The 16033-nt window shown below is 75.5% G+C and carries 2 protein-coding genes; both read left to right on the top strand.

Features of this window, described 5'->3' with window-relative positions; genetic code table 11:
• Positions 1 to 37: 37 nt before the first annotated feature.
• Positions 38 to 10984 carry an SDR family NAD(P)-dependent oxidoreductase gene (locus ACGFNF_RS19330; RefSeq protein ID WP_393169492.1) on the top strand — a complete coding sequence of 3649 codons (10947 nt, stop codon included), beginning with the start codon at positions 38 to 40 and terminating at the stop codon, positions 10982 to 10984.
• Between the two features lie 36 nt (positions 10985 to 11020).
• Positions 11021 to 16021, top strand: coding sequence for a type I polyketide synthase (locus tag ACGFNF_RS19325; RefSeq protein ID WP_393169490.1), 5001 nt, complete (start codon positions 11021 to 11023; stop codon positions 16019 to 16021).
• The last annotated feature ends 12 nt before the right edge of the window (positions 16022 to 16033 follow it).

The following is a 16033-nucleotide window of genomic DNA, read 5'->3' as shown; positions in this document are numbered from 1 at the left end:
GCTGCGACGACGGGTCAACACAAGGAGTGCGCGGTCCATGGCTGACGAGGCGAAGCTTCTCGACTACCTCAAGCGGGTCACCGCTGACCTGCACCAGGTGCGCCAGCGCCTGCGCGAGGTGGAGGCCGGTGAACAGGAACCGGTCGCCATCGTCTCCATGAGCTGCCGCTTCCCCGGCGGGGTGCGGTCGCCCGAGGACCTGTGGGAGGTCGTCGCGTCCGGCCGGGACGTGGTCTCCGACTTCCCGGAGGACCGCGGCTGGGACCTCGGGTCGCTCTACGACAGCGACCCCGAGCAGAGCGGCACGTCGTACACGCGGCAGGGCGGCTTCGTCCACGACCTGGCCGACTTCGACCCGGGCTTCTTCGCGATCTCCCCCCGGGAGGCGCTGGCGATGGACCCGCAGCAGCGCTGGCTGCTGGAGACCTCGTGGGAGGCCCTGGAGCGGGCCGGCATCGACCCGCACTCGCTGAAGGGCAGCCGCACCGGCGTCTTCGCCGGCAGCACCGGCCAGGACTACGGCACCGTGCTGATGGGCGCCGCGCAGGGCCTCGAAGGGCACCTGATGACCGGCAACGCCGGCAGCGTGGTGTCCGGCCGGATCGCCTACACCTTCGGGCTGGAGGGGCCGGCGGTCACCATCGACACCGCCTGCTCGTCGTCCCTGGTCGCCCTGCACCTCGCGGGCCAGGCGCTGCGGCAGCGGGAGTGCACCCTGGCCATCGTCGCCGGGGTCACCGCCATGTGCACCCCGGCCGCCTTCGTCGAGTTCTCCCGGCAGCGCGGCCTCGCCGCCGACGGCCGGTGCAAGGCGTTCGCCGCCGCCGCCGACGGGACCGGCTGGTCCGAGGGCGTCGGCGTCCTGGTGCTGGAGCGGCTGTCGGACGCGCAGCGCAACGGCCACCCGATCCTCGCCGTGGTGCGGGGCAGCGCGGTCAACCAGGACGGCGCCTCCAACGGCCTGAGCGCCCCGAACGGGCCGTCGCAGCAGCGGGTGATCCAGCAGGCCCTGGCCAACGCCGGCCTCGCCGCCGGCGGCGTGGACGTGGTGGAGGCGCACGGCACCGGCACCCGGCTCGGCGACCCGATCGAGGCGCAGGCGCTGCTCGCCACGTACGGGCAGGACCGGGGGGACTCGGCGCCGCTGCTGCTCGGGTCGGTCAAGTCGAACATCGGTCACGCCCAGGCCGCCGCCGGTGTCGCCGGTGTGATCAAGATGGTCATGGCGATGCGGCACGGCGTCGTGCCGCCCACCCTGCACGTGGACGAGCCGACGCCCGAGGTCGACTGGTCGGCCGGCGAGGTGTCGCTGGTGACCGAGGCGACGCCGTGGCCGGCGGTGGGCCGCCCGCGCCGCTCGGCGGTCTCCTCGTTCGGGGTGTCCGGCACCAACGCGCACACCATCCTGGAGCAGGCCCCGGCGCCCCAGCAGCCCCCGTCGGCCGTCGCCGCGCCGGTGGTCGAGCGGCCGGTCGTGCCGGTGCCGGTGTCGGCCCGGGACGCGGCCGGCCTCGCCGCGCAGGCGGGCCGCTGGGCGGCCCGGATCGCCGCCGACGAGACCCTGCGCCCCCTGGACGTGGCGTTCTCGTCGGTCACCTCCCGCTCCACCCTGGACCACCGGGCCGTGGTCTCCGCGACCGGCCGCGACGACCTGCTGGCCGGGCTGCGCGCCCTCGCCGCCGGGGAGCCGTCCGGCGCGGTCGTCACGGGCCAGGCCGGCGGCCGGGGATCGCTGGCGGTGCTCTTCTCCGGCCAGGGCGCGCAGCGCGCCGGCATGGGTCGGGAGCTGTACGCCGAGTTCCCCGTCTTCGCGACCGCGCTCGACGAGGTGTGCGTGTACCTCGACGCGCTGCTGCCGCGCCCGCTGCGCGAGGTGCTCTTCGCCGAGCCGGGTACGGCCGAGGCGGAGCTGCTGGACCAGACCGCGTTCACCCAGGCCGGGCTGTTCGCGGTCGAGGTGGCGCTGTTCCGGCTCGTGGAGTCCTTCGGGATCACACCGGACTTCGTGGGCGGGCACTCGATCGGCGAGGTCACGGCCGCGCACGTGGCCGGGGTGCTGTCCCTGGCGGACGCGGCGGCGCTGGTGGCGGCGCGGGGCCGGTTGATGCAGGCGCTGCCGGTCGGCGGTGGGATGCTCGCCGTCGCGGCCACCGAGGTCGACGTCCTCGCCACGCTGGACGGCCTGGCCGACGTGGGGATCGCGGCCGTGAACGGGCCGACCTCCGTGGTCGTCTCCGGCGCCGTCGAGGCCCTGGACGAGGTGGAGCGGCTCTGGCGGGAGCGGGGCGTACGCACGCGCCGGCTCACGGTCAGCCACGCGTTCCACAGCCCGCTGATGGAGCCGATGCTCGACGAGTTCCGGGCCGTCCTGGCCGGGCTGGAGTTCTCCGCGCCGGCGCTGCCGGTCGTGTCGAACGTGACCGGGGCGCTCGCCGACGCCGACGAGATCCGCACCGCCGACTACTGGGTGCGCCACGTCCGGCAGGCGGTGCGTTTCGCCGACGGGGTCGCCGCGCTGCGCGCCGCCGGGGCGGACACGTTCCTGGAGGTCGGGCCGCAGAGCGTACTGACCGCGATGGCGGCGGACATCCTGCCCGGCGACGACGGCGTGCTGGCCGTCGCCGTGCAGCGCAAGGACCGGCCCGCCGTGCACGGCCTGCTGGCCGGGCTGGCCGAGCTGCACGCGCACGGGGTGGCCGTCGACTGGCAGCCGTGGTTCGCCGACACCGGCGCGCGGCGGGTGGACCTGCCCACGTACGCGTTCCAGCACCAGCGCTACTGGCCCGAGGCGGGCGCCGGGTGGACCGGCGACGTCACCGCGTTCGGCCTGCGGCCCGCGCAGCACCCCCTGCTCGGGGCCGCCGTCGGCGTCGCGCACGCCGAGGGCTTCCTGTTCACCGGCCGGCTGGCCCGGCGTACCCACCCGTGGATCTCCGACCACGTCGTCTTCGACACCGTGCTGCTGCCCGGCACGGGCTTCGTCGAACTCGCCCTCCAGGCGGGCGCGCACGTCGGCGCGGACCACGTCCGCGAACTCACCCTGGAGTCGCCGCTGATCCTGCCGGAGACCGGGGGCGTCGACATCCAGCTCTGGATCGGCCCGGCGGACGAGACGGGCTGCCGGTCCGTGTCGCTGCACTCCGCCCAGGACGGCGAGCCGGCCGAGGGCGAGCGGGCCTGGACCCGCAACGCCAGCGGCGTGCTGGCCAGCGGCCCGGCCGTGCCGAGCGGCCCCGCCGGCTGGTCCGACCTGACCACCTGGCCCCCGCCGGGCGCGACCGAGGTCGGCACCGACGACCTCTACCTGAACCTCGCCGCCCAGGGCTACGACTACGGCCCGTCGTTCATCGCCCTGCGCTCCGCCTGGCGGCGCGGCGACGACCTCTTCGCCGAGCTGGCGCTGCCCGAGGCCCCCGCCGCCGAGGCCGGCGGGTACGGCCTGCACCCGGCCCTGCTCGACGCGGCGCTGCACACCCTCGGCCTGACCACGCCGGCCGGGGAGCCGTCCGGGGCGGACATGCCCCCGGGGTACGGCCGGTTGCCGTTCTCCTGGAACGACGTCGCCCTGCACGGCGCCGGCGCCGCGGCGGCCCGCGTCCGGGTCTCGCACACCGGCCCCGACAGCATCTCGCTGCTGCTCACCGACGTCACCGGCGCGCCCGTCATCTCCGTCGGCTCCCTGGTCCTGCGGCCGGTCTCCGCCGACCAGCTCCGCACCGCCTCCGGCGGCGGCGCCGAGTCGCTGTTCCGGGTGGAGTGGGCCCCGCTCGCGCTGCCCGCCGGCCCGTCCACCGTCGACTGGGCGGTCATCGGCGACGCGGCGGCGCTCACCGACGCGGTCGCCGCCACCGGCACGACCGTGGCGGCGTACGCCGACCTGACCGCCCTGGCCACGGCGATGGACGACGGGACGGGCGCGCCCGGCGTGCTGGTCGTGCCGTTCCTCGACCCGCCCGCGTCGGCGGACGTGCCCGGGGCCGTCGCCGAGGTGACCCACCGGGCGCTCGCCGTGCTCCAGCAGTTCCTCGCCGAGGAGCGCTACACGGACTCCCGGCTGGTGGTGCTGACCTCGGGCGCGGTCGCCACCGAATGGGACACCGACCTGACCGACCTGGCCGGCGCGGCCGTGATCGGCCTGCTCCGCTCCGCCCAGTCGGAGAACCCCGACCGGTTCGTGCTGGTCGACGTCGACGACATCGCCGGCTGCGCCGCCGCGCTCGTCCCGGCCGTCGCCACCGACGAGCCGCAGGTCGTCATCCGGGCGGGCGTCGCCGCCGGCGCCCGGCTCACCCGGGTCCCCGCCGTGGCCGAGCCGCCGGCAGCCCCGTTCGACTCCGACGGCACCGTCCTGATCACCGGAGCCACCGGCACCCTCGGCCAGCTCATGAGCCGGCACCTGGTGGACACGTACGGCGTCCGGCACCTGATCCTCACCAGCCGGCGCGGCCGCGCCGCCGGGGGCGTCGCGGAGCTCTGCGCCGAGTTGGAGGCGCTCGGCGTGAGCGTCACCGTCGCCGCCTGCGACGTCGCCGACCGCGCCGCCGTGGCCGAGCTGCTGGCCGGCATCCCGGCGGAGCACCCGCTCACCGCCGTCATCCACGCCGCCGGCGTCCGCGACGACGGCGTCATCTCCTCGCTCACCCCCGAGCGGATGGACGGCGTGCTGCGGCCCAAGGTCGACGCCGCGTGGCACCTGCACGAGCTGACCGCCGACCTCGACCTGAAGGCGTTCGTCTCGTATTCCTCGCTCGCCGCCACCGCCGGCGGCCCGGGCCAGGGCAACTACGCCGCCGCCAACGCGTTCCTCGACGGGCTGGCCCAGCACCGCAAGGCGCGCGGCCTCGCCGCCCTCACCCTCGCCTGGGGCCTCTGGGCCGACCGCAGCGGCATGACCACCGAGCTGGACGACGTCCACCTCAACCGGATCTCCCGCTCCGGCGTCGCCGCCATGGAGGCCGAGGAGGGGCTCGCCCTCTTCGACGCGGCCTGCCGCACCACCGACGCCGCGCTCGTCCCGGCCCGGCTGGACCTCGCCGCGATGAAGGTGCAGTTCGCCGGCGGGAGCATCCCGCCGCTGTACCGGGCGCTGATCCGCATGCCCGCGCGCGCCGCCGCGGCCACCACCGGCGCGTCGCTCGTGCAGCAGCTCGCCGGGCTCGGCGACGCCGAGCGGGCCGCCGCGCTGGTCGAGATCGTCCGGGGCCAGGCCGCCGCCGTGCTCGGCTACCCCGACCCGGCGGCCATCGAGCCGCGCCGGGCGTTCAGCGAGTTCGGCTTCGACTCGCTCACCGCCGTCGAGATGCGCAACCGGCTCAACAACGCCTTCGGGATGCGGCTGCCGGCCACCCTCGTCTTCGACTACCCGACCCCGCACGACCTGGCGGGCTTCCTGGGTACGGAGATCGCCGGCACCCCGGTCCCCGTGCGGCCCACGACGACCGCCGTGTCGGTCGGCGACGACGAGCCCCTCGCGATCATCGGCATGGCCTGCCGGCTGCCCGGCGGCGTGTGGTCGCCCGATGACCTGTGGCGGCTGGTGGTCGACGGCGTCGACGCGATCAGCGACCTGCCGACCGACCGGGGCTGGGACCTCGACAGCCTCTACAGCCCCGACCCGGACGCCCCCGGCACCTTCTACGCCCGCGGCGGCGGCTTCCTCAGCGGCGTCGACCGCTTCGACCCCGGCTTCTTCGGCATCTCGCCCCGCGAGGCCCTGGCCATGGACCCGCAGCAGCGGCTGCTGCTGGAGACCACCTGGGAGTCCTTCGAGTCCGCCGGCATCGACCCGACCGACGTACGGGGCAGCAGCACCGGCGTCTTCGTCGGCACCAGCGGCCAGGACTACGGCTCGCTGCTCGCGTACTCGCCGGAGGCCGCCGAGGGCTACATGCTGACGGGGATGACCAGCAGCGTCATCTCGGGACGCGTGGCGTACACGTTCGGGCTGGAGGGGCCGGCGGTGTCGCTGGACACCGCCTGCTCCTCGTCGCTGGTCGCGCTGCACTGGGCCGGTCAGGCGCTGCGGCGCGGAGAGTGCGACATGGCCCTCGCCGGCGGCGTCATGGTGATGGCCACCCCGACCGCGTTCGTCGAGTTCTCCCGGCAGCGCGGCCTCGCCGCCGACGGCCGGTGCAAGTCGTTCGCCGCGTCCGCCGACGGCACCGGCTGGTCCGAGGGCGTCGGCATGCTGCTCGTGCAGCGGCTCTCCGACGCCCGCCGGCAGGGCCGCACCGTGTACGCGGTGGTGCGCGGCTCGGCGATCAACCAGGACGGCGCCTCCAACGGGCTGACCGCCCCGAACGGCCCCTCGCAGCAGCGGGTGATCCGCCAGGCCCTCGCGTCGGCGCGCCTGACGACCGCCGACGTGGACGTGGTCGAGGCGCACGGCACGGGCACCACCCTCGGCGACCCGATTGAGGCGCAGGCCCTGCTCGCCACGTACGGGCGGGAGCGGCCCGCCGACCGGCCGCTGCTGCTCGGCTCGATCAAGTCGAACATCGGCCACGCCCAGGCCGCCGCCGGTGTCGCCGGTGTGATCAAGATGGTGCAGGCCATCCGGCACGGCCTCGTCCCGGCGACGCTGCACGTGGACGAGCCGTCCCCGCACATCGACTGGACCTCCGGCGCGGTGGAGCTGGCGACGGAGTCGCGGCCGTGGCCGGCGGTGGACCGGCCGCGCCGGGCGGCGGTGTCGTCGTTCGGCATCTCCGGCACCAACGCCCACGTGATCATCGAGCAGGCCGACGAGCCGCAGGCCGTCGCCCCGGCCGAGCCCGGCCCCGGGCTCGTGACCTCCGACGCGGTGCTGTGGTCGCTGTCGGGGCGGTCGAAGGGCGCCCTGACCGGCCAGGCTGCCCGCCTGGCGGAGTACGTGCGCGAGCGCGGCGACCTCGACGCGGCGGCGGTGGGCTGGTCCCTTGCCGCCACCCGGTCGACGTTCGACCAACGGGCCGCCGTGGTCGGGTCGAGCCTGGAGGAGCTGCTGGCGGGGCTGGACGCCCTGGCGTCGGGGGCGCCGGCCGGCAACGTCGTCGCCGGCACCGCCACGTCCCACGGCGCGGGCCCGGTGTTCGTGTTCCCGGGTCAGGGTGCGCAGTCGGCGCGGATGGCGGCCGGTCTCGTCGGTCGTACGCCGGTGTTCGACGCGCGGCTGGCGGAGTGCCAGCGGGCCCTCGCCCCGTACCTCGACGTCGATCTCGTGTCGGTGTTGACCGGCGACGACGAGTCGTGGTTGGCGCGGGTCGAGGTCGTGCAGCCGGTGCTGTGGGCCGTTGGCATGGCGCTCGCCGCGGTGTGGCAGCACGCCGGTGTGACCCCGGCCGCGGTGGTCGGTCACTCGCAGGGTGAGATCGGTGCGGCCTGTGTCGCCGGCATCCTCAGCATCGAGGACGCGGCGAAGGCCGTGGCGCTGCGCTCGCGGGCGCTGACGGTCCTGCGGGGCACGGGGACGATGGCGTCGATCGACCTGTCGGCAGAGGCGGTGACCGAGCGGCTGCCGGCGTTCCCGGGTGTCGGGGTGGCGGCGGTGAACGGCCCGTCGACGGTGGTGGTGTCGGGTCCGCCGCAGCCGGTCGCCGACCTGGTGGAGTCCTGCCAGGCCGACGGGGTGCGGGCGCGGTTGATCCCGGTGGACTACGCGTCGCACTCGGCGGCGGTGCAGGAGGTCGCCGAGCAACTGCGCGCCGACCTGGCCGACGTGACGCCGCAGCCGGGGCACACCCGGCTGGTGTCGACGCTGACGGGGGACTGGGTCGACCCGACGTCGATGACCGCCGCCTACTGGTACGACAACCTGCGGCAGACCGTCCAGTTCGACGCGGCCGTGCGGGTGGCCGTCGCCGCCGGGCACACCACGTTCGTCGAGATCAGCCCGCATCCGGTGCTGACGATGCCGGTCACGGCGATCCTGGACGACGCCGGCGCGAGCGGGCACACGCTGGGCAGCCTGCGGCGCGGTGACGACGACGCGACGCGGCTGCTGACGAACCTCGCCACCGCGCACACGATCGGCCTGCCCGTCGACCTGGGCACGGTCCTCGCCGGGACCGACGTCGTGGCGCTGCCCACGTACGCCTTCGACCACCAGCGGTACTGGGTCGAGCCGCCGCTGCACCGGGCGCAGGACGTCAGCTCCGCCGGCCTCCAGGACGCCGGGCACCCGCTGCTCAGCGCCACGCTGACCTTCCCCGACAGCGAGCGGATGGTCTTCACCGGGCGGCTGTCGGTGCGTACCCACCCGTGGCTCGGCGAGCACCGGGTGATGGACAACATCCTGCTGCCCGGCACCGCCTTCGTCGAGCTGGCCACGTACGCCGGTGAGCAGGCCGGCTGCCCGACGGTGGAGGAGCTGACCCTCCTCGCCCCGCTCGTCCTGCCCGAACTCGGCGCGCTCCAGGTGCAGCTGATGGTCGGCGACCGGGACGACGACGGGCGGCGTACCGTCCAGCTCTACTCCCGGCCCTACCGGGACGGCTCTGACGAGATCCTGGCCGACGTCGCCTGGACCTGCCACGCCACCGGCCTGCTCGGTCCGCAGCCGGCCGACGCCGCGCCCGCCTTCGACCTGGGGGTGTGGCCGCCGCCCGGCGCGACGCGCGTCGAGGCCGACGACTTCTACTCCGGCATCGAGGCCACCGTCTTCGGGTACGGCCCGGCGTTCCGTGGCCTGCGCGCCGCGTGGACCCGCGACGACGAGGTCTTCGCCGAGGTCGAACTGCCCGCCGACCACCACGCCGAGGCCGGCCGCTTCGGGGTGCACCCGGCGCTGCTGGACGGCGCGTTGCAGGCCATGTCGATCGGCGGCTTCCTCGGCCGGATGGGCGACGGCGCCGACGCCACCGTGCCCCGCCTGCCGTTCGCCTGGACCGGGGTGTCGCTGCTCGCGGCCGGGGCCACCGCCCTGCGCGTACGCGTCGCCGCCGCCGGCGAGGTCGGCGTCTCCTTCCAGGTGGCCGACGCCACCGGCGCCCCGGTGCTGCACGTCGACTCGCTGATCATGCGCCGGGTCTCCGGCGACTCGCTCGGCGCGGCCCGCTCCGGCCGGCACGAGTCGCTGTTCCAGGTGGACTGGCCGGCGCTGCCGGTGCCCACCGGCCCCGTGCCGGCGGCCACCCGCTGGGTGGCGCTCGGCGACGACCTGGCGCTCAGCGCCGCCTGCGAGGCGGCCGGCGCCCGGGTGCGTACCGACGTCGGCCTCGACTCGCTGGGCGACCTGCTCGCCGGGGGTGAGCCGGCGCCCGAGGCGGTGATCGTGCCGATCGGCGACGCCGGGGACCCGACGGACCCGGCGCTGGCCGGGCAGGCGCGGGCCACCACGCACCGTACCCTCGCCGCGTTGCGGACCTGGCTCGCCGACGACCGGTTCGCCGAGTCCCGGCTGGTGCTGGTCACCCGCGACGCGGTCGCGGCGGGCGAGCAGCAGGTGGTCAACCTGCGCCAGGCCCCGGTCTGGGGTCTGCTGCGCACCGCCCAGCTCGAACACCCGGGCCGGTGCCAGCTCGTCGACCTCGACGACACCCCGGACAGCGCCACCGCGCTGGCCGCCGCGATCGCCTCCGGCGAGCCGCAGCTCGCCGTGCGGGCCGGGCAGGTGCGCACGCCACGGCTCGGGCGGGTCCCGGCCGGCGTGGAGCCGCTGCCCGGCGGGATCGACCCGGACGGCACCGTGCTGATCACCGGCGGCACGGGCGTGCTGGGCCGCATCCTGGCCCGCCACCTCGCCACCACCCACGGCGTGCGGCACCTGCTGCTGGCCGGGCGGCGCGGCGCGGCGGCCGAGGGGATCGACGACCTCGTCACCGAGCTCGCCGGCGCCGGTACGGAGGTGACCGTCGCGGCCTGCGACGCCGCCGACCCCGACGCCCTGTCGGCGCTGCTGGCCGGGGTGCCCGCGGCGCACCCGCTCACCGCCGTGGTGCACGCCGCCGGTGTCCTCGACGACGGCGTGCTGGAGTCGATGACGCCCGAACGGGTGGACGCGGTCGCCGTGCCGAAGATCGACGCGGCGTGGCACCTGCACCGCCTCACGGCCGACGCGAACCTCGCGGCCTTCGTCCTGTTCTCCTCGGCGGCGGCCACCCTGGGCAGCGCCGGCCAGTCCAACTACGCGGCGTCGAACGCCTTCCTCGACGCCCTCGCGGCGCACCGCCGGGCCCGCGGGCTCGCCGGCATCTCGCTCGCGTGGGGCCTCTGGGAGCAGGCCAGCGGCATGACCGGCCACCTCGGCGACGACGACGTGCGGCGGATGGCCGAGCAGGGCGCCGCCGGCCTCGCCACCGAGCAGGCGCTGAACCTCTTCGACGCCGCCTGGCGGCTCGATGCGGCGGCCGTCGTGCCGATGCGCCTGGACGTCGGGACGCTGCGGGGGCAGGCCGAGGCCGGCACCCTCGCGCCGATGCTCCGGGCCCTGGTCCGGGTGCCGCTGCGGCGCTCCGTCGACGCCACCGGGGCCCGCTCCGGCGGGGTGCAGCTCAGCCAGCGGCTCGCCGGCCTGGCCGGCCCGGAGCGGCTCAAGGTGGTGCTCGACGTGGTACGGGCGAACATCGCCGCCGTCCTCGGTCACGCCGGCGCCGACGCCGTCGACCCGAACCGGCTCTTCACCGACCTGGGCTTCGACTCGCTCACCGCCGTCGACCTGCGCAACCGGCTCAACGGCCTGTCCGGGCTGCGGCTGCCGGCGACGCTGGTCTTCGACTACCCGACGCCGACCGCGCTCGCCGAGAAGCTGACAAGCGAGATCGCCGCCGACGCGGCGCCCTCCACGCAGCCCCTCTTCCAGGGCATCGACACGGTGGAGAGCCTGCTCAACGCCATCCCGCTCGACCCGGCGGCCCGGGCCCGCTTCACGGCCCGGATGCAGGACCTGCTCGCCAAGGCGTCCGACCTGGCGGCCGGGCCCGCCGCCGAGCCGGACCGGCCCGACCTCGACTCGGCCAGCGACGACGAGATCTTCGACTTCATCAGCAAAGAGTTTGGAATCTCCTGAGATGACCAACCTTCCAATCGAGGCAGGTGCCCCCCGATGAGCGATGACAAGCTGCGGTACTTCCTCAAGCGGGTCACCGCCGACCTGCACGAGACCAAGCGCAAGCTGCAGACCGTCGAGGCGCGCGACCAGGAGCCCCTGGCCATCGTCTCGATGAGTTGCCGCTTCCCCGGTGGGGTCCGGTCGCCGGAAGCCCTGTGGGACCTCGTCGCCGACGGCCGGGACGCGCTCACCGAGTTCCCGGACGACCGGGGGTGGGACCTGGAGGCGCTCTACGACCCCGACCCGAACAAGCCGGGCAAGAGCTACACGCGCATCGGCGGGTTCCTCGACGGCGCCGGTGACTTCGACCCGTCGCTGTTCGGCATCTCGCCGCGTGAGGCCCTCGCCATGGACCCGCAGCAGCGGCTGCTGCTGGAGACGTCCTGGGAGGCCATCGAGCGGGCCGGCATCGACCCGCTGTCGCTGCGCGGCAGCTCCACCGGCGTCTTCGTCGGGCTGAGCACCTCGAACTACGGCATGGGTCTGCCGCACGTGCCCGAGGGCGTCGACATGTACATCGGCACCGGCAACACCACGAGCGTCGCGTCCGGCCGGATCTCGTTCACCCTCGGCCTCAACGGCCCCGCCGTCACCGTCGACACCGCCTGCTCCTCCTCGCTGGTGGCCCTGCACCTCGCCGTGAACGCGCTGCGCCGCGGCGAGTGCGACCTGGCCATCGCCGGTGGCGTCACCGTGATGGTCACCCCCGGCGTGTTCGTCGTCTTCTCCCGGCAGCGCGGCATGTCCGTCGACGGCCGGTGCAGGGCCTTCGCGGCCGGCGCGGACGGCACCGGCTGGGGCGAGGGCGGCGGCGTGCTCGTCGTGGAGCGGCTGGCCGACGCCGAGCGCAACGGCCACCCGATCCTCGCCGTGATCCGGGGCAGCGCCCTCAACCAGGACGGCGCGTCCAACGGGCTCACCGCCCCGAACGGCCCCTCCCAGCAGCGGGTCATCCGGCAGGCCCTCGCGAACGCCCGGCTCGGCACCGCCGACGTCGACATGGTCGAGGCGCACGGCACCGGCACCACCCTCGGCGACCCCATCGAGGCGCAGGCGCTCATCGCCACGTACGGGCAGGACCGGCCCGCCGACCGGCCGCTGTGGCTGGGCTCGGTGAAGTCGAACATCGGCCACACCCAGAGCGCCGCCGGCGTCGCCGGGCTGGTCAAGATGGTGATGGCGCTGCGCAACGGCGTCATGCCGGAGACCCTGCACGTCGACGAGCCCTCCCCGCACGTGGACTGGACCGCCGGGGCGGTGTCCCTGCTCACCGAGTCCAAGCCGTGGCCGGAGCTGGACCGCCCCCGCCGCGGCGGCGTCTCCTCGTTCGGCGTGAGCGGCACCAACGCGCACGTGATCCTGGAGGAGTACCGGCCGCGCGTCGCCGAACCGGCGTCCGTGGACGGCGGCGAGGCCGTCGAGGCCACCGCCGTCGCGCCCGCGCGACGCCCCGGCCTGGTCGGCTCGGACGTGACCCTCTGGCCGGTGTCGGCCCGGTCGCGCTCCGCCCTCGCCGGGCAGGCCGCCCGGCTCGCGCGGCACGTGCGCGAGCACGGCGACCTCGCCCCGGCGGCGGTCGGCTGGTCGCTGGCCACCACCCGCTCGACGTTCGACCACCGCGCTGCCGTGGTCGGCCTCGGCACCGACGAGCTGCTCGCCGGGCTGGACGCCCTCGCCGCCGGCCACCCGGCCGGCAACCTCGTCACCGGTACGGTCACCAGCGCCGGTGCCGGCCCTGTCTTCGTCTTCCCGGGCCAGGGCGCGCAGTCGGCGCGGATGGCCGCCGGCCTCGTCGGCCGGACGCCGGTGTTCGACGCGAAGCTGGCCGAGTGCCAGCGGGCCCTCGCCCCGTACCTGGACGTGGACCTCGTGTCGGTGCTGACCGGCGACGACGAGTCGTGGCTGGAGCGGGTCGAGGTCGTGCAGCCCGTGCTGTGGGCCGTCGGCATCGCCCTCGCGGCCGTGTGGCGCGCGGCGGGCGTCGTCCCGGACGCGGTCGTCGGCCACTCGCAGGGCGAGATCGGCGCGGCGTGCGTGGCGGGCATCCTGAGCCTGGACGACGCCGCGAGGACCGTGGCGCTGCGCTCCCGCGCCCTGGCGGTGCTGCGCGGCACCGGCACGATGGCGTCGGTGGACCTGTCGGCTGACGCGGTCGCCGAGCGCCTGCCGGCGTTCCCGGGCGTCGGTGTCGCGGCGGTCAACGGCCCGTCCACCGTCGTGGTCTCCGGCCCGCCGCAGCCCGTCGCCGACCTCGTCGCGGCGTGCCAGGCCGAGGGCCTGCGCGCCCGGCTCATCCCCGTGGACTACGCCTCCCACTCCGAGGCCGTGCAGCAGGTCGCCGAGCAGTTGCGCGCGGACCTGGCCGACGTCACCCCGCAGGCCGGCCACACCCGCCTGGTCTCCACGCTCACCGGGGACTGGGTCGACCCGGCCTCGATGACCGCGGACTACTGGTACGACAACCTGCGCCGCACCGTGCGGTTCGACGCCGCCGTCCGGACGGCGATCGCCGCCGGGCACACCACGTTCGTGGAGATCAGCCCGCACCCCGTGCTGACCATGCCGGTCACGGCGATCCTCGACGACACCGGCGTCACCGGCCACACGCTGGGCAGCCTGCGCCGTGGTGACGACGACGCGACCCGGCTGCTGGCCAACCTCGCCACCGCGTACGCCATCGGCCTGCCCGTCGACCTCGCGAACGTCCTCGCCGAGACCGAGGTGGCGCCGCTGCCCACGTACGCCTTCGACCACCAGCGGTTCTGGCTGGACGGCAGCGGCGGCCCCGACCTGCAGAGCCTGCTCCAGGGCGCGGCCGGCGGCGACCCCAGCGACACGAGCTTCTGGGCGGCCGTGGAACGCGGGGACGTCACCGCCCTCGCCGAGACCATCGCCACCGAGGACACCCCGGCCCACGAGGTTCTCGACGCCCTGCTGCCGGCCCTGCCGCTGCTCACCTCCTGGCGCCGGCAGCGGCGCCGCCAGTCCGACATCGACAGCTGGCGCTACCAGGACACCTGGAAGCCGCTGACCGGCGTCACCAACCGGGGCATGAGCGGCACCTGGGTCGTCGTGCTGCCCACCGGCGACATCATCGAGCCCTGGCAGGACGCCTGCGTCGAGGCGTTCGCGGCGGCCGGCGCGACGCTCGTCCCGGTGCCCGTCTCCACCCCCGACGTCGACCGCGACCAGTTCGGCAAGCTGCTTCAGGAGGCGCTCGCCGCCGCGCCGGGCGGCGCCGACGCCGCCGCCGAGGTGACCGGTGTGGTCTCGCTGCTCGCCTTCGACGAGCTGGCCCACCCGCTGCACCCGTCGGTGCCCGGCGGCTTCGCCGCCACCGTCGCGCTCTTCCAGGCCCTCGGTGACCTCGGCCTGCGCGCCCCGATGTGGAGCGTCACCTCCGGCGCCGCGTCCGTCGGCATGGCCGACCTGCTGCGCTCCCCGGTGCAGTCGCTGGTCTGGGGCTTCGGCCGGGTCGCCGCGCTGGAGCACCCGCAGCGCTGGGGCGGTCTCGTGGACCTGCCGGAGGCCGTCGACGAGCGCTGCGCCGACCTGCTGGTCGCGGCCCTCACCGCCGCCGGTGAGGAGGACCAGATCGCGGTACGCCCCGGCGGACTGCTCGCCCGCCGGCTCACCCGGGTCCCGCTCGGCGAGAGCCAGCCCGCGAACCCGTGGCAGCCGTACGGCACGGCGCTGGTCACCGGCGGCACCGGCGCGCTCGGTGGGCACGCCGCCCGCTGGCTGGCCCGCAGCGGCGTGGAGAACATCGTGGTCGTCAGCCGGCGGGGCATGGCCGCGCCGGGCGCGCAGCAGCTCGTCGACGACCTCACCGAGCTGGGCGCCCAGGCCACCGTCGTCGAGTGCGACGCCTCCGACCGGGACGCGCTGGCCGACCTGATCGACGCGATCCCCGCCGAGTACCCGCTCACCACTGTCGTGCACGCCTCCGCCGTGCTCGACGACGCCATGATCAACGACATCCGGCCGGAGCAGATCGAGCGGGTGCTCCAGGCCAAGGTCGACGTCGCGTACAACCTGCACGAGCTGACCCTCGACCACGAGCTGTCGGCGTTCATCATGTTCTCGTCCTTCGCCGGCAGCGTGGCCAGCTCCGGCGTCGGCAACTACGCCCCGAGCAACGCGTTCCTCGACGCCCTCGCCCAGCACCGGCGTGGCCTCGGCCTGACCGCCACCTCCATCGCCTGGGGGGCGTGGGCCGGCGGCGGCATGGCCGACGGGCCGCTCGGCGAGCTGCTGCACCGCCACGGCGTGCCCGAGATGACCCCCGAGGCGGCCATCGCCGCGCTGCACCAGGCCGTGGACCACGGCGAGGCGTTCCTGACCATCGCCGACATCGCCTGGGAACGGTTCTCCGTCGCCTTCACCGCCACCCGGCCCGGCCCGCTGATCAGCGACCTGCCGGACGTGCGGCGCCTCGTCACTGCCGAGCAGGTGGCCAGCGTGGAGGCCGGCGACGGCCCGGAGACGTTGCAGGACCGGCTCGCCGGCCTGCCCGCCGCCGAGCGGCTCGCCGTGCTGCTCGGCCTGGTCCGCAGCCAGGTCGCCGCCGTGCTCAACTACCCGTCCGCCGAGTCGGTGGACGAGCACCGGGCGTTCCGGGAGCTGGGCTTCGACTCCGTCACCGCCGTCGAGCTGCGCAACCGGCTCGGCTCGGCCACCGGCGTGGCCCTGCCGGTCACCCTGGTCTTCGACTACCCGACCCCGACGACCCTGGCGGAGTACCTCTTCGCCGAGGTCGCCCACGACGACGTGGTCACCCCGACCGCCCTCCTCGACGATCTGGACCGGATCGCCGACAGCCTCGACGTGGTGGCGCGGGACGAGGCGGCCCGGGTGCGGGCCACCGTACGCCTGCAGGCGATGCTGTCCCGGCTCGCCCAGGACAGCGGTGGCGCCGACATCGGCCGGCACCTCGACGACGCCACCGACGACGAGTTGTTCGCGATGGTCGACAAGGACCTCGGCATCTCCTGACCTTCCAGCTCC

This window comes from Micromonospora sp. NPDC048868 (assembly GCF_043198195.1).
In the GTDB taxonomy this organism is placed as follows: Bacteria; Actinomycetota; Actinomycetes; order Mycobacteriales; family Micromonosporaceae; genus Micromonospora; species Micromonospora reichwaldensis.
This window is presented reverse-complemented; position numbering and strand designations above follow the sequence as displayed.

What these genes read in the sequence shown, in the direction of transcription:
- ACGFNF_RS19330 (WP_393169492.1), top strand. Translation starts at nt 38, where the DNA reads ATGGCTGACGAGGCGAAGCTTCTCGACTACCTCAAGCGGGTCACCGCT.
- ACGFNF_RS19325 (WP_393169490.1), top strand. Translation starts at nt 11,021, where the DNA reads ATGAGCGATGACAAGCTGCGGTACTTCCTCAAGCGGGTCACCGCCGAC.